General features: G+C 45.1%; 23 protein-coding genes, 1 riboswitch and 1 other annotated feature. All 23 genes read right to left on the bottom strand.

Translation table 11 applies throughout. The features are described from left to right. Positions 1-45: 45 nt before the first annotated feature. Positions 46-672, bottom strand: a complete 627-nt coding sequence (locus MSA64_RS06485) for a regulatory protein RecX (protein WP_287891046.1) — start codon at positions 670-672, stop codon at positions 46-48. Continuing rightward, positions 669-1,742, bottom strand: a complete 1,074-nt coding sequence (recA, locus tag MSA64_RS06480) for a recombinase RecA (protein ID WP_022172201.1) — start codon at positions 1,740-1,742, stop codon at positions 669-671. Before recA ends, MSA64_RS06485 begins: the two co-directional genes overlap by 4 nt. 450 nt (positions 1,743-2,192) lie before the next feature. Next, positions 2,193-3,638: a glycogen synthase GlgA gene (gene glgA, locus MSA64_RS06475; RefSeq protein WP_154431949.1), complete on the bottom strand. Its 1,446-nt coding sequence runs from the start codon at positions 3,636-3,638 to the stop codon at positions 2,193-2,195. Positions 3,639-3,752: 114 nt separating this feature from the next. After that, a complete protein-coding gene (gene spo0A, locus MSA64_RS06470) occupies positions 3,753-4,559 on the bottom strand; it encodes a sporulation transcription factor Spo0A (RefSeq protein WP_117523473.1) in 807 nt (268 codons plus the stop codon). A 314-nt stretch (positions 4,560-4,873) separates the two neighbouring features. Beyond that, positions 4,874-5,806, bottom strand: a complete 933-nt coding sequence (cysK, locus tag MSA64_RS06465; RefSeq protein WP_106492300.1) for a cysteine synthase A — start codon at positions 5,804-5,806, stop codon at positions 4,874-4,876. A gap of 451 nt (positions 5,807-6,257) precedes the next feature. Then, positions 6,258-7,949, bottom strand: a complete 1,692-nt coding sequence (locus MSA64_RS06460) for a carbon starvation CstA family protein (RefSeq protein WP_117523479.1) — start codon at positions 7,947-7,949, stop codon at positions 6,258-6,260. A 116-nt stretch (positions 7,950-8,065) separates the two neighbouring features. Then, positions 8,066-8,312, bottom strand: a binding site (T-box leader). Positions 8,313-8,433: 121 nt separating this feature from the next. Further along, positions 8,434-9,303, bottom strand: coding sequence for an L-serine ammonia-lyase, iron-sulfur-dependent, subunit alpha (sdaAA, locus tag MSA64_RS06455; RefSeq protein WP_227338856.1), 870 nt, complete (start codon positions 9,301-9,303; stop codon positions 8,434-8,436). A gap of 13 nt (positions 9,304-9,316) precedes the next feature. Then, positions 9,317-9,985, bottom strand: a complete 669-nt coding sequence (sdaAB, locus tag MSA64_RS06450; RefSeq protein WP_022172207.1) for an L-serine ammonia-lyase, iron-sulfur-dependent subunit beta — start codon at positions 9,983-9,985, stop codon at positions 9,317-9,319. A gap of 9 nt (positions 9,986-9,994) precedes the next feature. Beyond that, on the bottom strand, positions 9,995-11,185 hold the full coding sequence (locus MSA64_RS06445; protein ID WP_154431954.1) for an MFS transporter: 1,191 nt from the start codon (positions 11,183-11,185) through the stop codon (positions 9,995-9,997). Positions 11,186-11,417: 232 nt separating this feature from the next. Next, positions 11,418-12,821: a L,D-transpeptidase family protein gene (locus tag MSA64_RS06440; RefSeq protein ID WP_287891044.1), complete on the bottom strand. Its 1,404-nt coding sequence runs from the start codon at positions 12,819-12,821 to the stop codon at positions 11,418-11,420. Positions 12,822-12,987: 166 nt separating this feature from the next. Continuing rightward, on the bottom strand, positions 12,988-13,890 hold the full coding sequence (locus MSA64_RS06435; RefSeq protein WP_277663320.1) for a LysR family transcriptional regulator: 903 nt from the start codon (positions 13,888-13,890) through the stop codon (positions 12,988-12,990). A 74-nt stretch (positions 13,891-13,964) separates the two neighbouring features. Beyond that, positions 13,965-15,332 (bottom strand): MATE family efflux transporter, encoded by a 1,368-nt coding sequence (locus MSA64_RS06430; RefSeq protein WP_287891042.1) that lies wholly within the window; start codon positions 15,330-15,332, stop codon positions 13,965-13,967. A gap of 52 nt (positions 15,333-15,384) precedes the next feature. Continuing rightward, on the bottom strand, positions 15,385-16,359 hold the full coding sequence (locus MSA64_RS06425) for an ABC transporter ATP-binding protein (RefSeq protein ID WP_287891040.1): 975 nt from the start codon (positions 16,357-16,359) through the stop codon (positions 15,385-15,387). After that, positions 16,352-17,143, bottom strand: a complete 792-nt coding sequence (locus MSA64_RS06420; protein ID WP_330639070.1) for an ABC transporter ATP-binding protein — start codon at positions 17,141-17,143, stop codon at positions 16,352-16,354. The genes MSA64_RS06425 and MSA64_RS06420 overlap by 8 nt, the downstream gene beginning before the upstream one ends. Beyond that, positions 17,137-17,982 carry a nickel transporter permease gene (gene nikC, locus MSA64_RS06415; protein WP_277663323.1) on the bottom strand — a complete coding sequence of 282 codons (846 nt, stop codon included), beginning with the start codon at positions 17,980-17,982 and terminating at the stop codon, positions 17,137-17,139. Before nikC ends, MSA64_RS06420 begins: the two co-directional genes overlap by 7 nt. A 5-nt stretch (positions 17,983-17,987) precedes the next feature. Further along, complete coding sequence (gene nikB, locus MSA64_RS06410) at positions 17,988-18,935, bottom strand: nickel ABC transporter permease (RefSeq protein WP_334300096.1); 948 nt, start codon at positions 18,933-18,935, stop codon at positions 17,988-17,990. 88 nt (positions 18,936-19,023) lie between these two features. After that, positions 19,024-20,616, bottom strand: coding sequence for an ABC transporter substrate-binding protein (locus MSA64_RS06405; RefSeq protein ID WP_287891037.1), 1,593 nt, complete (start codon positions 20,614-20,616; stop codon positions 19,024-19,026). A gap of 208 nt (positions 20,617-20,824) precedes the next feature. Continuing rightward, positions 20,825-21,003: riboswitch (cobalamin riboswitch) on the bottom strand. A 96-nt stretch (positions 21,004-21,099) separates the two neighbouring features. Continuing rightward, the gene (locus MSA64_RS06400) at positions 21,100-21,999 is read right to left on the bottom strand and encodes a LysR family transcriptional regulator (protein WP_154431965.1); all 900 of its coding nucleotides are present in this window, start codon (positions 21,997-21,999) and stop codon (positions 21,100-21,102) included. A 120-nt stretch (positions 22,000-22,119) separates the two neighbouring features. Further along, on the bottom strand, positions 22,120-22,542 hold the full coding sequence (locus MSA64_RS06395) for a flavodoxin (RefSeq protein ID WP_227596719.1): 423 nt from the start codon (positions 22,540-22,542) through the stop codon (positions 22,120-22,122). Between the two features lie 44 nt (positions 22,543-22,586). Further along, positions 22,587-23,138 carry a DUF3793 family protein gene (locus MSA64_RS06390; protein ID WP_287891034.1) on the bottom strand — a complete coding sequence of 184 codons (552 nt, stop codon included), beginning with the start codon at positions 23,136-23,138 and terminating at the stop codon, positions 22,587-22,589. A gap of 23 nt (positions 23,139-23,161) precedes the next feature. Beyond that, positions 23,162-23,446 (bottom strand): DUF2325 domain-containing protein, encoded by a 285-nt coding sequence (locus tag MSA64_RS06385; protein WP_277663326.1) that lies wholly within the window; start codon positions 23,444-23,446, stop codon positions 23,162-23,164. A 361-nt stretch (positions 23,447-23,807) separates the two neighbouring features. Then, positions 23,808-24,020, bottom strand: a complete 213-nt coding sequence (locus MSA64_RS06380; protein ID WP_287891032.1) for a hypothetical protein — start codon at positions 24,018-24,020, stop codon at positions 23,808-23,810. Beyond that, on the bottom strand, positions 24,013-24,540 hold a 528-nt coding region (locus MSA64_RS06375), incomplete at its 5' end, for an ATP-binding cassette domain-containing protein (protein ID WP_287891030.1). The genes MSA64_RS06380 and MSA64_RS06375, both read right to left, overlap by 8 nt.

Here is a 24,540-nt window from a genome sequence, read left to right as displayed (position 1 = left end):
ATCCCACAAGGTGCTTTTTGTGAGCGAAGGGCACAGTTACACCTCTTATTCCCTCTGTGAAAAATATTCCCGGAACACCGACTGAATCTCTGAAGAAGAAAAGCCTTTTCTCAATAAATAACCATAATGTCGTCTTTTTTCTTTTTCATCTGCCTCTTTCGGATGTTTACATCGTTTTTCCAGAAGCTGACGAATCATGTCAGTTTCGTCCACACATCCTTCTTCGTCGTCCAGTGCTTCCTGTCTTCGTTGAATCATCTCCCGCGGAATCCCCTTTCGTTCCAGTTCAAACTGCATCTGGCGTCTGCTTTTCCTGCCCTGATAGGCAGACAGATATCTCGCTACGTACCGTTCATCATCCAGATAATGGTACGAACGCACATAATCCATGGCAATTTTTACCGCCTGTGGTGTATATTCACCCTTCATTAGTTTCTTTTCCAGTTCTGCTTCCGTGTAATCCATCCGTGTCAACAGATGCATCGCCCTTAATTTTGCCCTTTTCACCAGAATTTCCTTGAAGATTTCCTGGAAAATTTCTGCTGATAGTTCACCATTTTCTTTCAATCGATAACGGGAAAGCTCGCCCTTATATAACATAAAGGCGAGCTGTTCATCTGTCACAACACGATACTTTGTTTTTGTTACAGGGACAATCTCTACGATTCTCATACTTCATCATCTGATGCATCTGTCAGAACATCCTTTGCTTTATCCACATCTTTTTCTGCATCCTGTGGACCATCTTCTCCAAGTCCGTAATGGGCTCTTACCTGACGTTCGATTTCTTCCGCAATCTCCGGATTCTCTCTCAGGAATATCTTTGCATTCTCTCTTCCCTGACCGATCTTGCCATCATTGTAGGCAAACCATGCACCACTTTTCTGGATAATTCCCAGATTTACAGCCAGATCCAGAATATCACTTTCTTTGGAAATTCCTTTTCCGAACATTATATCAAATTCTGCCTCTTTAAACGGAGGCGCCACTTTGTTCTTTACGACTTTCACACGGGTACGGTTACCGATCACCTCTCCACCCTGTTTGATAGTTTCTGTTCTTCTCACATCCATACGTACAGATGCGTAGAACTTCAGCGCACGTCCACCGGTAGTTGTCTCCGGATTACCAAACATCACACCGATTTTTTCACGCAACTGATTGATAAAGATTACAATACAGTTAGACTTGCTTACCACACCAGTCAGTTTTCTCAGTGCCTGAGACATCAGTCGTGCCTGCAGACCCATATGAGAATCTCCCATATCGCCCTCGATCTCAGCCTTTGGCACCAGAGCTGCTACAGAGTCCACAATGATAATATCCATCGCACCGGAACGCACCATTGTCTCAGTGATCTCCAGAGCCTGCTCACCGTTATCCGGCTGTGAGATATACAGTTCATCAATATCTACTCCGATATTTTTTGCATAAGCCGGATCCAGTGCATGCTCTGCATCCACAAATCCGGCAATCCCGCCACGTTTCTGTACCTCTGCTACCATATGTAACGCTACTGTTGTCTTACCACTGGACTCCGGTCCGTAGATCTCGATGATTCGTCCCCGCGGAACGCCACCAAGTCCAAGTGCAATGTCCAGACTCAGAGATCCGGTAGGTACAGTCTGCACATTCATGTTCTTACCGGAATCTCCCAGTTTCATTACAGATCCTTTTCCAAACTGTTTTTCAATCTGTCCCAAAGCCGCATCAAGGGCTTTTAATTTATCTTCTTTTGCCATAATATCTCCTTTTTTCGCATGCGAACTTATGTTCGTTTCACTGTTTACATACTATTACAAATTAGTTTTGTTGTCAACTGCTATTTTTGTTTTTAAAAATTTTCTGAGAATTTCGGCGATCTGCCGGATGAATAAAAAAGATCGGGAATGTGTCCTGCCACGTCCTTGCGGATCGTTTTACCTTTGCATGGTAACAAGTTTCCTCTAAAGTAAGAAAGCAGGTAGTATCCCGCGAGGCGTTTTGGCATGTTTTTTGCCAAACTCCCATCACTGAAGTTGATTTTAAATGCGTTTTGGCTCGTAACTGTGAAGGTACTAAACAGTTATGAAAACAGGATATTTCACCGGCGGAGCTTCCGCCGGTGTTTCCTGTATCGTATTTTTCTTTTGTTCCGGGATATCGGATGTTTTCACATTTTCTCTGCCTGTGTCAGAGTATCCCGATAAATTCTAATAACCTGCCAGCCAGGTGTACATCTCTTCATACTGCTTTGCAGAATTGTTCCAGGAATAATCCTGTGCCATGCCACGATCGACGATCTTGTTCCATTCGCGTTTGCGGTCATAGTATACCCGTTCAGCGTAGCGGATCGTATTTAACATCTCATGGGCATTATAGTTTTTAAAACTGAATCCGGTTCCGGTTCCTTCAAACTCATTGTACGGCTGTACAGTATCTTTCAGACCACCGGTCTCTCTTACGATCGGCACGGTGCCATAACGAAGGCTCATCAGCTGGCTCAGACCACATGGTTCAAACAGAGACGGCATCAGGAATGCATCTGCCGCCGCATAGATCTTATGTGACATTGCTTCTGAATAATAGATATTTGCTGAAACCTTTTTGTCATACTTCCAAGCAAAATGTCGGAACATATTTTCATATTTTTCTTCTCCGGTTCCGAGAACCACCAGCTGGATGGCATCCTGGCACAGTTCGTCCATCATATAGGCAATCAGATCAAAACCTTTCTGATCTGTCAGGCGCGATACCACACCAAGCATCATAGCCTTCGGATTCACTTCCAGTCCCAGTTCTTCCTGAAGAGCTGTCTTATTTTTCACTTTTTCTTTTCGGAATGTCTTTGCATTATAATTCATTGCGATCATGGCATCCGTTTCCGGATTATATTCGGCATAATCGATTCCGTTTACGATACCACGCAGGCTGTTGCTTCTCGCCTGCATCAGCCCATCCAGACCTTCTCCATAGAATGGTGTTTTGATCTCTTCCGCATAAGTGTTACTTACAGTCGTGATGGCATCTGCATATACCAGGCCGCCTTTCAGATAATTGGCATCTTTATTCGCCTCCAGTTTGTCCGGTGTGAAGAAGTAATCAGACAGACCGGTTATACTTTTTACAGTCTTAATATCCCATACTCCCTGGAATTTCAGGTTGTGGATAGTCATAACTGATTTGATACCACGGTAGAAATCACTTCCCTGGAAACGTTCTTTCAGATATACCGGGATCAGTCCGGTCTGCCAGTCGTGACAGTGGATGATGTCCGGTCTGAAATTGATCACCGGAAGAATCGACAATGCTGCTTTGGAAAAAAATACAAATTTTTCCAGATCTCCCGGCATACCATAATATGGCTTGTCCCCGCTGAAATGTTCTTCATTATCGATAAAATAGAATTTGATCCCTTCATATTCCATCTCGAAGATTCCTACGTACTGCTGTCTCCAGTTCAGATCCATATAAAAATTAGTTATGTAATGAAGCCGATCTTTAAATTCCTGTTTCATACAGGCGTATTTTGGAATAACAACTCTTACATCGAAATATTCTTTTGGAAAACATTTAGGTAAAGAACCTACAACATCCGCAAGCCCTCCGGTCTTGATAAACGGTACTGCTTCCGATGCAACATATAATATCTTTTTCATACGAATAACCTCCTGTTTTTCCTAATAAAAACATCTGCCTTATATTATATCGCATTTTTACCAAACAGAAAAGGGGTTATGCCTGTTTTTTTATGCATTTTTCATCTCATTCTATCAATGGAGTGTACCATGTTCATATTCCAGCCGGATTTTGTCCGCAATCAAAGCTATAAACTCAGAATTCGTCGGTTTTCCCTTTCCATTGCTTACTGTATAACCAAAAAGTGCATCGATCGTATCCATCTTTCCGCGGCTCCATGCCACCTCGATGGCATGACGGATCGCTCGTTCGACACGGCTCGGTGTAGTCTGATGTTTCTTGGCAATGGTGGGATACAGGATCTTGGTAATAGAATTGAGCATCTCCATATCTTCCACCGACATCATGATCGCATCCCTCAGATACTGGTATCCTTTGATATGCGCCGGCACACCGATTTCATGAATAATATCGGTAACATCAATCTGCAGATTTTTTTCCGATATTTCTCCCGCTCTCCCCAAATTGCCCGTTCCCCGGTTCTCTCTGCGGATTCCTTTTCCAAACTTGCGGAACTGTTTGATCCGGTTTAGCACCATGTCGTTATCAAAAGGTTTCATAATATAGTAACAGGCACCCAGCCGAAAAGCATCTTCGATGATCCGTTCCTGGCCGACTGCCGATATAATAATAAAAGCCGGTCGTTTTCTGACAGACGGATCTTCATTCAGCTTTTCCATAACTGTAATCCCATCCATCTTGGGCATGATAATATCCAGCAGTACCACATCCGGCTCTTTCTCTTTTATAATTTTGTATATTTCCTGTCCGTCGGCTGCCTGACCGACAAGTTCCAACTCTTTATCTCCTTTTACCAGTGTACTGAGAAGATCTACCATTCGTTCATTATCATCTGCTATGGCTACGTTTAATTTTTCCATTCTAACTAACTCCTCCATCTACTTAGTATTTTGGAAATTATGGGCCCTACCACAGATTACTGTGTTCCAAATGTTGATTCTATTATAAAAAAAAACTTTTTTTGGTTCAAGATATGACAACAGAGTTTTCCCATTTTTCGTTCGACAAAGGAACACATAAAATGACGATTTTCTGTATTCTCACCACATATTCTTATACAAAGAGCTGTTATCGACAGTTTCACATCCTCTTTCCCGGTATTCCAGACAGTTCTGTGTAAAAATACACGAAAACGGACTGCAGCTTTCGCAGCAGTCCGCCCGTCTTTTATAATTTATTCTGTAAACAATGGTGTGGAGTAATATCTGTCACCGGTATCCGGAAGCAGTGCAACGATTGTTTTGCCTTTGTTTTCCGGACGTTTTGCCAGTTCAATAGCTGCCTGAAGGGCTGCACCGGAGGAGATACCTACCAGGATACCCTCTTTCTTTGCCAGCAGTTTTGCTCCTGCGAACGCATCGTCGTTTTCTACGGTAACAACTTCATCGTATACCTTGGTGTTCAGTACATCCGGTACAAATCCTGCACCGATTCCCTGAATCTTATGAGCACCGCTCTTACCCTGGGAAAGCACCGGAGAAGTTGCAGGCTCCATGGCAATTACTTTCACGTCCGGGTTCTGGGACTTCAGATATTCGCCGGTTCCCGTCAGTGTTCCGCCGGTTCCCACACCGGCAACAAAGATATCCACTTTTCCGTCAGTATCCTTCCAGATTTCCGGACCGGTTGTCTCACGGTGTACCTTCGGATTGGCAGGGTTTACAAACTGCCCCGGGATAAAGCTGTTCGGAATCTCTTTGGCCAGTTCGTCTGCTTTGGCGATAGCTCCTTTCATCCCTTTTGCTCCTTCTGTCAGCACCAGTTCTGCACCATATGCTTTCAGGATGTTTCTTCTCTCCACACTCATGGTTTCCGGCATGGTCAGGATGATACGGTATCCCTTGGATGCTGCGATGGATGCCAGACCGATTCCGGTATTACCGGATGTAGGTTCAATAATTACGGAGCCTTCTTTTAAGAGTCCTTTTTCTTCTGCATCTTCGATCATTGCTTTTGCGATACGGTCTTTGACACTTCCGGCCGGATTAAAATATTCCAGTTTAACCAGAAGAGTAGCTTCCAGACCCAGTTCTTTTTCTACGTTTACCACTTCAACCAGTGGGGTGTTTCCGATCAGTCCTAAGGTTCCCTTATAAATATTTCCCATAATACATTTCCTCTCTTTTCTTTTTTTATTTCGCAACTGTTCGATCCCCTTGCAGCTACGGAACTTGTTTTGTTTTGTTGAGTGTATTATAATTCCCTTATACCTACTTGTCAACTATGTTTTTATGGTTTTTTGAAAAATTTACTTTTCCGTCCTTTTACCTGTTAATGCATCTGCAGCAGTTCTTACAATATCAGTTTTATATATCGCAGCGCTTTTCCTCGCGTATGGCTTTTTATTTAACAGGAAAACAATCTCCTGCAAAACTATGAGAAACTTGCAGAGCGTGTTTTTCAAGTTAACGCGGCAGTCGCCAAGGTCTTGTGCAAGCACGGACTTTGGCTCGTTGCTCGCGTAAATAAAAAGGCTTCCGCAGGCCGGGTGCATTGCATTACCGATTGCGAAAGCCTTTTTACTATTATTTATTTTATTCAGGTAAATCTCTGTCCGATTATGCCGCTTTTTCCTGTGGTTTTTCGAACAGTTTCTTAATGCCCTGTACTGCTACGATCACACCAAGGATCAGAAGCAGAACTGCGAAGATCAGCTGCAGGGTATTTCCAAGATCCAGGCCTGTGGTCATCAGAGCGCCGGTCAGTTTGTAGATGGTAAGACCCAGTGCACTGAAAGTAACAGCCATCATGAATACTGCAGGAGCCCACAGCATAATTCCCTGACGTTTTGTTTTCTTAAGGAACACGGCACATGCTACCAGCGCAAGTACAGACAGCAGCTGGTTGGCAGAACCGAACAGTGGCCAGATCTCAGCGTATCCTACTTTTGCCAGCAGGTAAGCCAGTACCAGTGTCAAGATTGTTGCAAAATATTTGTTTACCATCAGTTTACGGAATGGTGTGTAATCTTTTTCATCCACATCGTTATCCTGGAAGAATTCCTGGAAGGACAGACGTCCGACACGGGCTACAGAATCCAGAGATGTCAGTGCGAATGCAGATACTGCCAGATTGATCAGGGTAAATACCAGAGTATGTGGCAGACCGATGACTTCCAGGAAGTTTGCAATTGCTCCTGCGAAGATCTGTGGCTGTGTGGTCAGACCCTGTGCTGCTGCTTCTCCTTTTGCGAAAGATGCAACGGCGATCAGAGCGATGATAGCCAGCATACTTTCCATCAGCATGGCACCGAAGGATACCGGCAGCATGTTCTTTTCATTTTTAATCTGTTTGGATGCGGTTCCGGAAGATACCAGTGAATGGAAACCGGATACGGCACCACAGGCGATGGTTACAAACAGGATTGGAAACAGAGTCTGTCCATCTACATTAAAGGAAGTAAATGCTTCCAGATGACACTGTGGATTTGCCACGAATACACCTACGATGGCTGCAATGATCATGAAGATCAGCAGGTAACTGTTCAGGTAGTCACGAGGCTGCAGCAGACTCCATACAGGAGCTACGGATGCGATCAGGATATAGATGAAGATGATCACATGCCAGGTGGTTCTCGGCAGATACATCGGGAAATTCATACCCAGTGCTACTGCTCCAACCAGCATCACGATAGCGATTGCTGTGTTGACCCATTTATGCAGTTTTCCGTAACGAAGAATCATGCCCAGGCATACAGCTTCGATGATGAATAACATGGAAGTTGTTGCTACTGCACCATTTGCAGTGATCTTGGATACGGTTCCGTCATCAGCTGTCAGGAATCCGTTGAAAGTTCCTGCTACAACATCAGCGAAAGCAGCTACAACCAGGATACAGAACAGCCAGCAGAACAGCAGGAACAGTTTCTTTCCTGTTTTTCCGATATAAGTTTCAATGATTGATCCGATGGAACGTCCTTTATTTTTTACAGAAGCATACATTGCAGAGAAATCCTGTACTGCTCCGAAGAATACACCACCGATCAGGATCCATAACAGTACCGGCAGCCATCCGAAGATTGCAGCCTGGATCGGTCCGTTGATCGGACCCGCACCTGCGATGGATGCGAACTGATGACCAAATACGATATTGGTATCAGCCGGCACATAGTCTACGCCGTCTTCCATTTCATAAGCCGGAGTTTTGGCGTTGGGATCAATGCCCCATTTTTTCTCAAGGTAACGGCCATAGAAGATATAGGCTCCGCCTAATACCACAATGGCAATTACCATCATCATAATACCACTCATGTTTTTTTCCTCCTTTTTCTGACTCATTCAGAAAACATGAACGACTTCCCCGTCGCATAAGGGATACCCTGAGTTTTTCACTCTTTCAAAATAAAAAGCCCTGCAGCTTTATTTGCTGCAGGGACGAATCTTTTCCGCGGTACCACTCTGCTTTATTGTCATAGTGACAATCTCTTTTGTACTGTCAGCCGGTTTTCCGGTGATAACAGATCTCCGATAACGGTGAGTGCCGTCTGCTCTTACTCTATTTTCAGAGCGGATACTCCGAAGGGATATTACATCAGGTTTTCTGTTGTCTTACACCAGCCGGCAACTCTCTGAAAGAAATCTTCCTGTGTAACTTGTCTTCATCAATGTTTTTCTTTATCTGAGCTTATATTAGTTTTACCACTTTTGTTTTTTTCACACAACTGTCGATTTATACAAAATTCATTTTTCTTTTGTATAGTTTTTATACATTTTTTATTTTTCTGTCGTTTTTCCGTCAGATTCTGCAACGCATTCCACATCCGGTGGGTGTTCCCGCACATCCACCGATGGCTGTTTCACGCAGTTCAAACGGAATACTCTTTCCTACTTTGTACATCGCATCCACCATCTCATCAAACGGAATCGGATACATCACACCACTCAATGTGATCTCCGCACAGGTCACAGCATTAACCGCACCTATCGCATTTCTGCTCTGACAGGGAACTTCCACCAGTCCTGCCACCGGGTCGCAGACCAGACCAAGCAGATTTGAGATCGCCATAGCTGCTGCCTGCAGACACATCTCCGGTGTTCCACCCATCAGTTCTGTCACAGCGGCAGCAGCCATCGCCGATGCAGCACCTACCTCTGCCTGACAGCCTGCCTCCGCACCTGCCACAGAGGCATTCCGCATCAGCAGATAGCCGATGGCCGCTGTATGAAACAATGCATCCGTCATCTGTTCATCGCTGAATCCTTTTTCCTCCTGCAGTGCCAGTAACACTCCCGGAACCACACCGGAAGATCCGGCAGTCGGTGCCGCAACGATGACCCCCATCGAAGCGTTGACTTCCAGAACCGCCATGCTGTAAGCGATCAATTTGTTCATAAACGTTCCGCAGACATTTGTCCCGCTCTCTCTGTATCCGGTAATCTGCTTTGCCTCCCCGCCGATCAGTCCGCTCATGGACGGTTTCGGGTCTTCCAATGGCTTTCTTACTGCCTCTTTCATGATGGCGAGGGCTTTTCGCATCTTATCTTCCACTTCTTTTTTTGTGGAGGATGTGCCTTCGATCTCCCGCTGTTTCATCACTTCGGAGATCGAACACTGCTTTTTCTTACATACTTCTAATAATTCCTGTCCGTTTTTAAAATCTGTCATCTGTCCGTCTCTCCTATATCTGAATCAGCAATATTTCCTGCACATACGGGTTCTGTCGAATCTCTTCCAGAATCTCATCCGGGATCCGCTCATCTGACTCCACAACAGAATAAGCCGTTTTTCCCTTGCCCTCACGGAACAGCCGCATGAAAGCAATATTTACATTCTGATTGCTCAGACACTGCGTAATATGTGTTACCACACCCGGTTTGTCGATCTGTTTTACCACCAGCGTACTGTATTCTCCGGTAAATTCCACATTAATACCGTTAATCTGGGTGATCTTGATCTTGCCGCCACCGATGGACTGTCCCTGCACCTGCATCTTGGTGCCGTTTTCTCCTGTCATCCGGATATCCACAGTATTCGGATGATCCGGAACAAACTCCTTATCAGCGATATACTGATATTTCACTCCCATCTTCTCTGCCCAGGAAAATGCATCCCTGATCCGCAGATCATCGGTTGCAAATCCAAGCACGCCGCCAAGCAATGCCCGGTCTGTACCATGTCCTTTATACGTTCTTGCAAAAGAACCATACAGAGTGAATGTCACCTCTGTCACTTTTTCTTTGAAAAGCTTTCTTGCCATCTTTCCGATAGATACTGCTCCCGCTGTATGGGAGCTGGACGGTCCCACCATATTGGGGCCGATCACCTCAAACGCACTGATAAAATTCATCGTTTCCTCCTAGTTGTCTTTTCGCGATACAAAAATGCACACGATTGCCGTGCCGATCATAGACAGTCCCAGACCAGTTGCAAGCATTGCCTTTATTCCGGCAAAATCCACAAGCACACCACCGGACAGACTGCCAAATACCCCTCCCATGGTACTTGACGCAATCAGCAGCGACTGACCCTTCACTCTGTCCTCCACAGCCATCGTTTCATTTACATAGTATACCGCAGAAGGCAGACATAATGCAAATGATAACATCTGCAGCATCTGCACTACATACAGGAACGATATACTGCCACACACCAGATACCCCAGTGCTTTCACAGAAAACATTACCGCCGCAAACCGAATCAGTTTTCTACTGTCCCATTTGCCAACCAGCCTGGAAAACAACAACATCGTAGGAAGTTCGCTCATTGCAGATACTGTCAGCAGTGTTCCCATCCGTTTTATATCTCCCCCGAGGCTTACCACAATATTGATCAGATAATTGTTCACATATGTACTTTCTACATAGATTAATATCATTCCCAGCAATACCAGCATATAATTCCGATAGCGACATGCAAATTCCAGAATCCCGCCACTTCTCTGTCTGTTTGCAGTATTTTTCTGTTCTTCTTTTTTACTTTCATTCGTATCCTTCACAACCGGCATGGAAATCAAGGTAACGAACATCACCGCAAAAGACAGACATCCAACAGCCATAATTGCCAGACCGTAATACCTGCCGATCAGAATTCCCAAAAATGAAGCTGCCACCGCATAGGATGCAGAGCCCACTCCTCTTCCGATTCCAAAATCCACATAGATACCATGATTCACATAATACAAACTGATAGAATTGATCAGTGGCTGTACCACCTGTAATAACATATTAACAATCAAAAATGACAGCACGATTCCCGGTACCATTTTTGACATACACTGCATCAGAATCAGCAGCAGGATTATGGCAATTGCCATCCCTGCAGTCATCTGTTGTAAAGTTACCCGTTTTGCACGGTCCGCCGCCGCCGCAACAAATGGCTGTAATATAACTCCCAGAATATTTCCAAGAGCCAGCACGACTCCTACCTGAGAACTTTTCAGCCCGATATGTAATAAAAATACCGTTGCAAACCCATTGATCGCACAGACCGCCACCCAATAACTCCCCTGTAATACAGCACACTGCGCAGTTAATTTTTTTGAATTCATCTCCTGTTCAATCCTTTCCCGTCTGAATCCTGTCTTTATTTTGCTGTTATCCCCATAACAGAAACAATCTCAGTATACTATTTCCAGCTAAAAGTGACAGTGTCAATTCCGACTTTATTTTCGGTCAAAATCGACTTAACTAAAAAAGGTCCACCGGACCTTTTTGTCGTATGCTTGGCAACGCAAAAAAAGCAGTCCTGAACAGACTGTTGCTGTCAGAATAGCTTTTTTCTTAATATATTACAACAGGAAACTTATATGACACAATATCATATAATTCTTTTACTTTATCCAACGGTGTATTCACACACCCATGAGATCCATTATCCAGATACGCAGTACTGCTCCAGTCACTTCTGGTTGTCAGATCATGGAATCCAATGGTATCTTCAGCTGCAAAAGGTATCCAGTAATTACAGTGTACCTGATACGACCAGTTACCACTGGCATTTTTCTCACCGCGCATGGTATAATCTGTGGTTTTCCCCTTGACTTTATACACACCTTGGGGAGTTTCCGTTCCTTTATTCCGGCATCCGGTCACCACTTCTGAGTCCATAACCTGTTTTCCGTCCACATAGACCCAAAAATGCTGATCGGACAAACTCAGTTCTACGTAAGAGTTTCCGATATCATTCTCATTTCTGCTCAACGCAGTGGATGTATACACAATTTCAAAATCACCCTGTGTTCCGTCATTGATTGCCTGCATCAGATTTGACTCTGTACCGGACTGATCAATCTCCCATCCGTAGTCTCCCGGTGTCAGCGTTACGGTATTACCGGCTGTTGTAGTAAATGTTCTTTTGCTGTTGACTGTATCATATTTTTTTGCAAGACCGGCCACATATTCTTTCACTTTTTCTTCATCTATGGAAAAACTTCCATCTTCTGCTTCTGCTACCCAGTCTTTTAAGGTATTCTTATCCAGTACCTCTTTTCGGTCTGTTCCAAAGTCCATGGTAAGGTTTGCAGATAATTTCTGATTAATTGCATCTGCTTTTGCCTTTAGTTCTGCATCATCCTGCCTGATCTCCGGTTTCACATAACAGTCACCGGCATCCAGATCAAAGGTTATCTCCCCGTTCGTCAGAGCCTGATGAAGTCCTGCTGTTACTTTTCCTTCGTCCAGGGTAGTTCCTTCTTCCTCCGGAATCACCGCATAGCCGTCATCTGTTATGCCCACATAGGCATCCTTCGGAGCCTGCATATTCCCCGGCTGCATACAAGTCAGTCCTTCCACTGCCTGTTTCAATGCTTCTTCATTGACCGCCACCATGTTCTCTAACTGTACATGAACACCGGTAAACGCATGAATCACCCACGCCCAGGGCCGCTGATCTTCCATCAGTTTATCAATTTCTCCATCATCCTGGTAGGTCAGCTTTAGCTGTTCTCCGGTCAGTGTTTCTTCCTGCCCGTTTCTTTCTTCTATTGTAATCTGATAAGACGGTATCTGATCCGCAATTTTTTTCTTCACCTGCGCAACGGTCATCTCCCCGTAATCAGTACCGTTGATCTCTGTATGTGAATAAAAATGACTGCTGTAATAATATGCTGCCGCACCATAGCCGGCTGTCGCAGCCACCAGAAGCACACCGGCAATTCCTGTCAGAACTTTTTTCTTCGTTGTCATCGTTTTGTCATATCTCTCCCCTGTAACGTTCCGACTACTTCCTTCTGCTATCTTTCATCGTATCGTTACTGCTTTTTACTTTCATGTTATATCATATCATCTCATGAAAGATTTTCAATTATGACCTTGTATAAAAACGACAAATTTTTTCTTGTTTTTTTGTCTATTATTTCAGCTTTTCTTCTAACTGCTTCAAATACTCCTCCGTGTGAACACGCAATACGCAGTCTGCCCGATGCAGATATCCGAAGCAGACTTTTGTATGGCTTTTTCGGATCGGGATCATACGGATCAGGCTGTCCCTTTCTTTTTCCTTCTGCAGATTGCAGCTGAGATTGGCAAGATCCGTCTTTCTTAAAAGTTCCTGCATCAGTGAGCTGCTGTTTACCGTGACAATCTGTTGAAAATCTCTGCTGTCAATCAGATCTTCCTGCAGATGTCCGGAAGTATGCAACAGGGAAATCTGGTCTTCTTCATGCTGTACATAGCGAAGATTTCGCAGTTCTTCTTTTGTCACATACTCCTTTTCATAATATGGGTGGTTCGGTCCCACATACAGTGCCATATCTTTTTCTTTTAACGGTGTGAACGTCATTTTTCTTTTCTGTATCATCCGTTCAAAAGCCTGCCGCTGCATCTTGGAGATAAACACAAAACCAACCTCCACCTGTCGATGACAGATATGGTGAATGATCTTCTCCAGTGTCTCCTCATAACACACCGCATGCAGTTTCGGATGTTCTGCAAGAAATGTGGCAAATTCTTCACTCAGAAGACTGCTTGGCATAGATGCGATACGGATCGTACTCTCCTGCGTCTCCATCTGAATTCTCTGGATTTCTTCCATGGAACTCAACATTTTTCTTGCCTGATCGTATACTTTTTCTCCCTCTTTGGTAAGTTCCACACCTTTTTTGCTTCGTTCGAGAAGCTGGTATCCAAGTGTCCGCTCCAGCTTTTTGATCGTTTTACTTACATGTGGCTGCGTCGTATACAAAATCTGCGCAGCCTGACTCAGACTCCCTGCATCCACACTTACAACAAAGAACTGTAATTCTCTTAATTCCATACGATACTCCCATCTTTTCCAACAGGTATGCCCGGAGTCTTATATTTCCTGTTCCGACTGTTTTTCCGGATGCATTACCTGTTTTTCTGTAATTTTCTTCTGCTCTTATACCAGAATAATCCGATAAAAGACAGACCTGCCACGATCCAGGAAGCAATATAGATCCAGATGATGCATTCCATCGTCTCAAACTTCGGAAGAATCACCCAGATACTGCATACCCGGAGCAGACAGATGCTGAGAAGCGTCGTAATCATCGGTGCAACGGTCTCCCCTAAACCGCAGCTTGCACCGGATAATGCTTCCGCAATCGCATAAAACAGATAAAACGGCGCCATCATCTGCATATATTTTACCACAAGTGGAATCAAAAGTTCAGCATCTTTTTTATCAATAAACCACGGGCCGACCCATCCGGAGCCAAAAAACAGGAACAGACTGACGGCTCCCACCGCACAGACCGAGATACCGGTTCCGATAACCGCTCCTTTTTTGACTCTTTCTGTCTGTTCTGCACCAAGATTCTGTGCAACATAAGTCGTCATCGCCGGTCCCATGGAGTCGGCAAGCAGCCAGATCAGCATACTCAGCTTATCGCAGATGCTCCAGGCTGCGATGCTGTCGGTTCCCATCGTGTTTACACTCGCCTGCACAATGGAATTGGCGACCGGAAACAGCATGGACTGTAAAGCAAGCGGAAATCCGGTACGGATCATCATCACCATATGCTCTCTGCCAAAATGCAGATGCCAGACATGCACTTTTCCGCGAAGATGTTCTTCTCTCGCCAGAAACAGAAAAGCCAGGATCACACTGACGATCTGTGCCGCAACCGTGGCAGCAGCCGCACCGCCTACTCCCAGGTGCAGAACACCTACCAAAAGAAGATCACCTAAAATATTCATGCAGCTACTCACAAGCAATACACACAGCGGACGTTTCGAATCCCCAAAGGCACGCAGGATCCCCGCTGCCATATTATAAAGGATCAGAGACCACAGACCACCGAAATAAATCGTGCAGTATGTCAGCGTATCCCTGTAGATATCCGCCGGAACACGCATCAGTTTCAGCAGTTGCGGAGCAAGCAGTACGCCTCCAAAAGAACTGATGATTCCCAGGACAAATGCAATCGTGATCGCCGTACGGATCGAACGATGCAGATGCTCGGTAGCTTTCGCTCCGAAATACCTGGAAATAATAATCGTTGCTCCTGCCGCCAGACCATTCATAAAGTTGATCGGGAACTTAAACAGCGTATTGATCGAATCGATCGCTGCCAGTCCCACTTTTCCTGCAAACCGTCCTACAATGATCGCATCTACTGTCACATACAACTGCTGGATCAGGCTTCCCGCGATCAGAGGCAGTACAAATAATAAAATTGCTTTCCCAATGTTTCCTTCTATCAGACTGCTGCTCTTTTTTTCTTTCACCTTCACTTTATCATTCTCCTCATAACTGTTCAGTGCCCTCACAGTTACCCTCATGTTTCTATTTCTGTACGCTTTCGGTATACAGATGACAGGCGACCTGATGATCCGGTGTAAGGCTGACCATTTGCGGAACTTCTTTTTTGCAAATCGCCATACATTTGGTACATCGTCCCTGGAACGGACAGCCTTCCGGCAGCTCCAGCGGGCTTGGTGCTTCTCCTTCCAGGTTCTCGATCGGTTTGGAAAAATCCATGTTGATATCGAAGACAGACCCCATCAGTGCTCTCGTATACGGATGCATAGCATCTTTGGAAAGCTGTCCGCCCGGAAGTACTTCCACCACATTTCCCAGATACATGACTGCGATCTGATGGGCACACTGCTCGATCAGTGCAATATCATGGCAGATAAATCCGATCGTAATATTCTTTTCTCTCTGTAACTTCGTGATCAGCTCGATAATCGTCTTCTGCACCGATACATCCAGTGCGGAGGTTGCTTCATCCATGATGATCACTTCCGGTTCCAGAGCCAGGGCACGGGCGATCGCCACACGCTGTCTCTGGCCACCGCTCATATTGTGTGGATACCGATCCGAAAATTCTGCCGGCAGCTCTACCAGTTCCAGAAGTCTGCGACAGTTTTCTTCTTTTTCGGATTTTTTGATTCTCCCGAAGTTCAGTAACGGTTCGCATATGATATCACGGATCTTCATTTTCGGATTAAAGGATGTGGTCGGATCCTGAAAAACCATCTGAATATTCTGGCGGTTCTGACGCAATTTTTCTCCCTTTAATCTTGTGATATCTTTTCCACGGTACAGGATCTCACCCTCGGAAGGGATATCGAGAGATACCAGAAATTTCATAAAAGTACTTTTTCCACAGCCGGACTCTCCTACCAGTCCCAGTGTCTCTCCTTTATAAAACTTCAGATTGACATCGTTGTTGGCAAGCAATGTCCGTCCGTCTGTAGTACGAAAACGCTGGGTCACATGTTTTGCTTCCAGGATTACTTCTTTTGATTCAGACATATCTCTCACCTCCCACGGAAGGAACGGCACCCAGAAGGCTTCTGGTATATGCATTTCGGGTCTCATGCAGAATATATTCTCTCGTTCCCTGATCTTCCATTTTTCCGTCTTTCATAACCACGATATAATCAGACATATACGCTGCGATTCCGAGGTTATGCGTCACCACGATGATACTGGTTCCGTAATCATCGCGCAGTTCCATCATCTGGCGCACGATCTGTGCCTGTGTTGTCACATCCAGTGCGGAGGTCGGTTCGTCCGCAAGCAGCAGTTTCGGCTGATAGGACATACCCATCGCGATTCCCACACGCTGGCGCATACCACCGGAAAGCTGGAACGGATAGGATTTCATCACGTTATCCGGGCTTGGAAGATTCATTTTTTCCAGCATCCCACAGCCTTTTGCCCAGGCATCTTTTTTTGAGATTTTTTCGTGGGTGCGCAGATATTCAACAAATACATCTCCAACCTTTCTTGTCGGGTTCATCATCGCACCGCTGTCCTGAAAGATCACGGAGATCTCACTGCCGCGCAGGTTTCTCCACTCTTCGCGGTTATAGGAAAGCAGATCCTTTCCCTCAAACGTAATGCTTCCCCCGGAAACCACTCCACCTCCTGCCAGAAGTCCAAGAACGGCACGAATCACGGTAGTCTTTCCGCTTCCCGATTCACCTACCAGTGATACGATCTGTCCCTGTTTCATATTCAGGTTAAAATTCTGCACGGTAGGTACATTCTTATAGGAAACGGTCACATTTTTCAACTGTAACATATTTACCATATCTGCCCTCCTGACTCGTCTTTCGGATCCAGAATATCCCGGAGAGAATCTCCCAGCATATTAAAGACTACAACTACAACAAAAATTGCCAGCCCGGGGAAAATCATCATCCATGGTGCAGACTGAATACATGCTCTTCCTTCGTTTAACATATAGCCCCATTCCGGTGCCGGAGGTTTTGCTCCGAATCCCAGGAAAGACATAGCTGCCAGTTCCAGCATCATACCACCGATATCGGTAGCTGCCGTGATGATCAGTGTCGGCAGTGCGTTCGGCAGCATATAACGTAAGATCATATACGGTGTTTTAGAACCGGTTACGATCGCTGCTTCCACATAGTCACAGTGACGGATCTTCAGAACCAGGCTTCGTCCGAGACGGGCGTATTTTGTCCAGTTTACTACGACAACGGCTACAATTGCATTTTTCATGCTTGCTCCCATGATACCGGCTACGGCAAGTGCCAGAACCAGACCGGGGAAAGACAGCATCATATCAGCGATTCGCATGATAATACTGTCCACGATACCGCCAAAATATCCGGCGATCACGCCAAGTGTTGTTCCGATAAAGAAAATCAGTGCAACTACACCAAAAGTTGCTGTCAGAGACGCTCTCGCTCCGTAAATCACACGTGCAAAGATATCACGTCCCATCTTATCGGTTCCGAAGATATGTGCCTTGCTCGGAGCCAGAAGGGCTTCATCCAGGCTTCCTTTCAGCGGATCCACACCCCCGCTCACAACCGGGGCAAATACTGCAATCAGAATAATCACAACAGCCAGAATAAGAAAAAAGGTAAACTGCTTATACTGTGCAAAAAAATTCTTCTTTTTCATACTCATTACTCCTTTAATCTCATTCTCGGGTCAATATATACATAAGAAGCATCCACGATCAGATTGATCACCATATAAATCAGCGCCAGCCACAGTACATAACCCTGGATCAGGTTATAATCGCTGGAAGTGATTGCAGACACTGCAAGGTTTCCAAGGCCCGGATAGGAAAAAATAACTTCTACTACTGCCGTACCACCAAGCAGAGATCCGATGGACAGACCGAACATGGTAATCAGGGGAAGCAGAGAATTCGGGAATACATTGAACCAGACGATTCTGGACCATTTTACTCCTCTCGCCTGGGCGCCGATCACATAATCCTGGCTCAGTTCATCAAGAACTGCGGTACGCACCTGACGGGTGTATTTGGAGGTCATCGCGATCGCCAGTGTCAGTGCCGGAAGGAACAGACTCTTAAAGTCTCCCGCAGAACTGATTACCGGAAAAATCTGGAAATAGACACAAAACGCCATCATTAAAAGAAGTCCCACCCAGAAGTTCGGCATCGCACAACCGATAAACGTGATCCCCCGTACCAGATAATCGATCCAGGTATCTTTTTTCAAAGCAGATGCCATACCGAGGGGAATAGAAAGTACCAGCATCAGCAACATCGCCATCAGTGTCAGTTTTAAGGTCGGCCACAGTCTCTCTGCCAGAAGTTCTGTTACCGGTTTGTTCAGGGAATAGGATTTCCCGAAATCTCCCTGCAGACAGTTGCCAAGCCATCTTCCATACTGTACAAAAAACGGATCATTTAATCCCATCTCTTCTCTTGTCTGCTCTACCATCTCCTCGGTCGGCATTACACCGTTGGCGGAATACATGTTTCGTACCGGATCTCCCGGTGACATATAGGTCAGACCGAATGTAATAAAACTGATACCGAACAGTACCACGATGATCTGCAGCAGACGCATGAGTATTTGTTTCTTATTCAAATCGTTCACACCTTTCTTTTTCCAAAAAATACATGTTACCTTGCATGCAACGGCATAACGCCCGGTTGTAAAAACAACCAGGCGTTTCCAGAGTTTTTTATTCTGCCGGAACAATCTCCGTACTTAACCAGTAATAATCTGCGGTATGAATCTTTGCATATCCTACATTTTTGGAATAGATCATACTGGAGTTATAGTATCCGTCAATCAGAACTGCCGCATCATCGATCAGAATCTGCTGCATCTGGAAAATCAGATCTGCACGTTTGTCCTCATCCATCTCACTTTTCAGTTTCTGATATAACGCATCGTATTCCGGATTAGAATATGCACAGTAAGTGCTTTCTGTTGCCCAGTTTGCCATGTAAGCGAACGGATCTCCGGTTCCTACGGTAATCCAGTTGTTGTTGTTAAGATCATAATCCAGTGCTGCCAGCTTACTCCACTGATCATCAGAACTTCCGTACTCGGAAGTAACACCGATTCCGATCTCTGTCAGATACTGGGTATGTGCATCAGAAAATTCATTCAGCAGACGGTTTTCATAAGAAATATAACGCAGATTGATATTTTCTCCATCAATCTCACGGATACCATCTCCGTCTGTATCTACAATCCCCGCATCATCCAGTAGTTTCTTCGCACCTTCCGGATCATAGGTGTATGGATTGTTCAGTTTCTCATATCCATAGGACAGGTTGGATGGAAGTACAGAAAATCCCGGTGTATACAGTCCTCCGATCGTCTTGGAATTACAGATAGTATCATAATCGATCGCCATCAGAATCGCCTGGCGCAGTGTCTTGTTACCCAGAACGCCATCAAAGTTCATCCAGGAAAAACCACAGCGCACACCTGTAGCGATATCTACAGTATAGTCAGCAGAATCCTGGAATTTCTGGATATCTGCTACGTTGGTGATATTCTCTACCAGGTCAACCTGTCCACTTTCCAGTGCCATTGCTTTCGCAGAGTTGTCACCCATATACAGCAGGTTTACTTTATCATAAGGTACTTCTTCACGGAAGTTCGGGTTTGCGACCAGTGTATAACCGACACCCACACCGTTGAAAGAATCGATCATGTACGGACCGGTTCCGATGGTACCATTGTCAAAGTTCTCCGTATGCTCTACGTCTACGATACCCATGGTCGGATGGCTGAGCTGTCCCATCAGGTTGGCATACGGCTGTGAGGTCTTGATTGTCAGAGTACCTGCCTCATCATCTGCATCGATGGTTGCCTCGAACTCCAGATATTTTTCCGGTTTTGCAGATCCGGACGGTCCTACTTCTTTCAGATGTTCGTATGCTTCTTTTACCTTGCTTGCGGTAAGATCACATCCGTCAGAGAACTTCAGACCTTTTTTCAGAGTAACGACCCATTCGGTATGTTCATCATTCACGGTATAGCTTTCTGCCAGCCATGGTTCCAGTTCCATGTTGTCGTTGAACTTGAACAATGTCTCTGTGATTCCGTAACGCATCGCGTTCCAGCCACCGTTCTCGTCACCTGCAGTGTTGACGCTTCCGTCGGTGTACATTGCACATCCGAAGTTCAGAACCTTCTCATCGGATGAAGCTTTTGATGATGAAGAAGAGCTGTCACTTCCTTTGCTTCCACAGCCTCCCAGTACCGTTGTTGCCATTACGCCTGCCAGCAGCAGTGCCAGTATCTTTCCTTTTTTCACTGATTTTCCTCCTGTGTTTTGTTTCCAGTTGTCTTCCATTTCCTGTTTTATAGCATAGAAAAAACAGTCTGTATCTTTATGCAGACTGTCCCCTTAATTTCTGACGCAGCAGTTTTTCGGTTTCTCCACAGTCATAAGACAGGTTTGCACCTAAATCATGCCGAAAAATCACTTAATCATATTTTAAGAGTTCTCATCAGCCGTGAGAAACATCTCAAAGATATAAGCAGTTCTCCTGACTTCAGTTCATCACCTCAAACTCCTTCCCGGAATTTTTCTCTTCCAGTGGCTCATGTTCTCGGCTCCCTGTCACAGTGGCGGGACCGCAACGGATTGACACCGTTTTCTCTATCAATGCTTATTGCAACTTATATCCTGAATGTAACGCAGATGTCATTTTAACAGAAAAAATCCGTTTTCACAAGATTTTCATGTATTCCATTTAGTTATATATGAGTATTTGTTTTTGCACCATGAATTATCTTAATTGTTATATTTACTGATCTCTTTCAGATATTCCTTTCCTATCGAACTTAACGGAATCCCCTTTCGTTTCAGATATCCGATCGTCATGGTTTCTTCTGTGGAGAGTTTTACCGCACAATACTCCGAACCATTCAGATTTTCGCAAATAATGCCGCTGCAAAGTGTATATCCGTTCAGTCCTTTCATCAGATTCAGCATCGTCGCACGGTCATTCGCCTTGATCGACTGTTTGTATTCATACGTACTGAACACTTCCTCCGCAAAATAAAACGAATTGTTGCTCCCCTGGTCAAACGAAAGAAATGGATAATCTTCCAGATCCTCCAGAGTAATCTCCTTCTTTTTTGCCAACGGATGACCGCTCCACAGGTAAACGTATTCCTGACAGTCAAAAAGCTCATGAAATTCCAGATTGTTTTCCTCAAAGATCTTCCCCAGTACTTTCCGGTTAAAATCATTCAGATATAAAATTCCCAGCTCACTCCGGAAGTTTTTCACATTTTCAATCACATCATACGTCTGTGTCTCATAGATGGAAAATTCATACCGTTCCATCCCGAAGCGTCTGACCATCTCCACGAATGCCTTCACCGCAAACGAATAATGCTGCATGGAAACGCCGAACTTTTTCTTTACTTTTTCTTTATCCACATACCGTGCCTCGATCAGGGCATACTGTTCCACGACCTGTCTGGCATATCCGACAAATTCTTCTCCGTCCGGTGTCACCTGGATCCCGCGGTTGGTTCTCCGGAAAATCTCGATTCCCACCTCGTCTTCCAGTTCCCGGATAGCCGCCGAAAGGCTTGGCTGGGAGATAAATAATTTCTGCGCCGCCTGATTCATCGAACGGGAATCCGCCACGGTAATTGCATAGCGTAACTGTGATAATGTCATATCCTGCTGCTCCTTTTTCTGTCGATGTTTTGATTATACCCTAAGATTTTCCATAAAAAAAGACCTTACGGGTTCTTTTTGCAGAATCCATAAGGTCCTCGGTTTTATTTGTCAAAGCCGTTATGCCAGTGCTGCGCCCAGTTCCTTGCAATTTGCTACGCCGGCATCATCCGGCATATCGTTGCAGATGACACTCTCTGTTGCCAGAACCGCTCCTGCTTCTTTACAGCTTTTCTCCCAGTTTCTCATCCATTCACCGTCTCCCCATCCATAAGATCCGAACAGTGCGATTTTTTTGTCTTTCAGTTCAGCTTTGCAGCCGTCAAACATTGGTTCAAATTCATCTTCTTCCAGTACTTCATCTCCCATAGCCGGGCATCCGAACGCGATGGCATCGTATTCTCCGACCAGTTCCGGGCGGAAATCGGCACATTCATACAGTGTTACGTCTGCGCCTTTTTCTTTTGCGCCCTCCACTACTGCATCTGCCATTGCTTCTGTATTACCTGTACTGCTCCAATAAACAACTGCTACTTTACTCATCTTTATATTCCTCCTGATATTTACGGGATGCCCCGTTTTTATGGTTAAGCAGCTACGGTCAGCTGCAAAACGCTCCTGCCATTTTCCCACAGCCGGGAATAGATCTCTCTGCATTTTTTGTATCTGCAGAATGTTTTCTCTGCTTCTTTTGCATTACCATAGGCTTTCCAGCAGCCGGAACACTTACAGTTTTTCCCGGTATTACGGATAAATCCTATCACATCAACCAACGGATAATCGAGAAACAAGCCAATCTCATGAGGGAATTTTTCACACATATGTAATCTGTCTTTCAATTCCGTCAGTGCCTCTTCCCAGTGTTCTCCCCGATATCCGCACGCCCGCAGAAACTTTTGTACTTCCGGTTTATGAAGATCCTGCTCCAGTCTCTGTGGCCTGCACAGATAAACCAGTGCTTTTTTATCGTTTTTTCGAAGAATCGTAAGATAAAGTCCCTTATCCTTCATCTGCAGATTCCACTTGCGCACATCTTCCTCCAGACTCTCACCGGACTCATACGGACAGATGAACATATTAGCCGTCTTCAACGATGCCAGTGTGGGCGAACAATGATCGATCAGATATCTTTCCAGCATGTCTCTCCTCCGTTACATCCCTCTTAGTTTGCAAAACAGTTTTCCAGAATCCCGGTCAGTGCGTTTCCGCTGCTGGTGTGGCAGCGAACCACATCGGTATGTTTTCCGTCGATCTCATCCAGTGCGCAGCGCACCATCTTGTGAGATACGGTATTGGTAAATAATACCAGAATATCCGGACATCCGATTTGTTTGTTGAAATCTGCTCCCATGTGGGTAAATACTTTCACCTTACATTTATAGGATTTACAGATTTTTTTATACTGTGCTACCATGCGGTCGTGTCCGCCTACGATTACAACGCTCATATGATTCCTCCTGTCTTCTTTGAATACTTGTAACTATTCCGTAGCCACTGTGAAGGTACTGAACAGTTACGAATACTTTTTATTCACGTTCCATCCGGTTTTCCCGGATCTCTTCTCAATAAATATTAGCTTGTTTTTTATGGGTTAGATTTGTCTAACTTATGAAATTAGTGTATACTAACTTTTGCTAGTTGTCAACTAATTTCTTAGTATTTTTCTAGGAATTATAAAATTTTTGTCCTTTTTTTGAGGAACAGCAGAAAAAAGCCGGGAATCCAGGGGAATATTTGTTTCGTGCCAGCTGCTGCCGCTTTGATATTCCCCTGGGAATTCCCGGTTCTTTGCCATGTTTTATGTTTTTTTATTCTGCTTTTATCTCATCCGTCTCGATAATAAAACAGACATTTCCGCTTGCTCCCTCGCAGATACCACCATAATTGTCGTATCTGCCATCTGCTTTCTTCAGTGCACGGATCCGGTTTGCCAGGCTTGTCAGGTCTGTACCCGTCAGGTCGCTGAGCTCCTGAATTCCGTCCTCGTCAAATTTGACCAGTCCCTGATGCAGGCTATCCATGCCTGAGATCATCGTATCCAAACCACCGATCAGGGCAGTTCCTGTGGAAGAAAGTTGTCCGCTTCCCTGATGCAGTGCTGCGGATCCCTGATACAGCTGCCGGATTCCTTCTCCAAACGCTGCCATACCGGCTTCTAACTGACTGCTGCTTTCCTGTAACTGTACTGTTCCGGTCTGCAATGCGGTAAGTCCGGTCTGTAATTCCTGCAGCGATTCCGCAGCAGTCTTGGATACCGTACCGAGCGTGGTGCCGTAACCTGCCAGAATAGAGTCCGAGGGTATGTAACAGTTCGTTCACATCCAGCGGTTTGTCGCTCAGATAGGCACCCACTTCGATGTTTTCCCGTACGGTCAGATTCGGGATCAGATTATACATCTGGAAAATATAGCCAAGATGCTTTCTCCGGTAAATAGTCAGTCGTTTTTCCTTCATATCTGCCATCCGCTCGCCGTGGATCACGATTTCTCCATCATCCGCCCTGTCGATGCCACCGATGATATTTAACAATGTTGATTTTCC

Origin of the sequence: Oliverpabstia sp., assembly GCF_022785585.1 — a bacterium.
GTDB lineage: Bacteria > Bacillota > Clostridia > Lachnospirales > Lachnospiraceae > Oliverpabstia > Oliverpabstia intestinalis.
The sequence above is the reverse complement of the archived record's forward strand: the minus strand, read 5'-3'. Positions and strand labels throughout refer to the sequence as shown.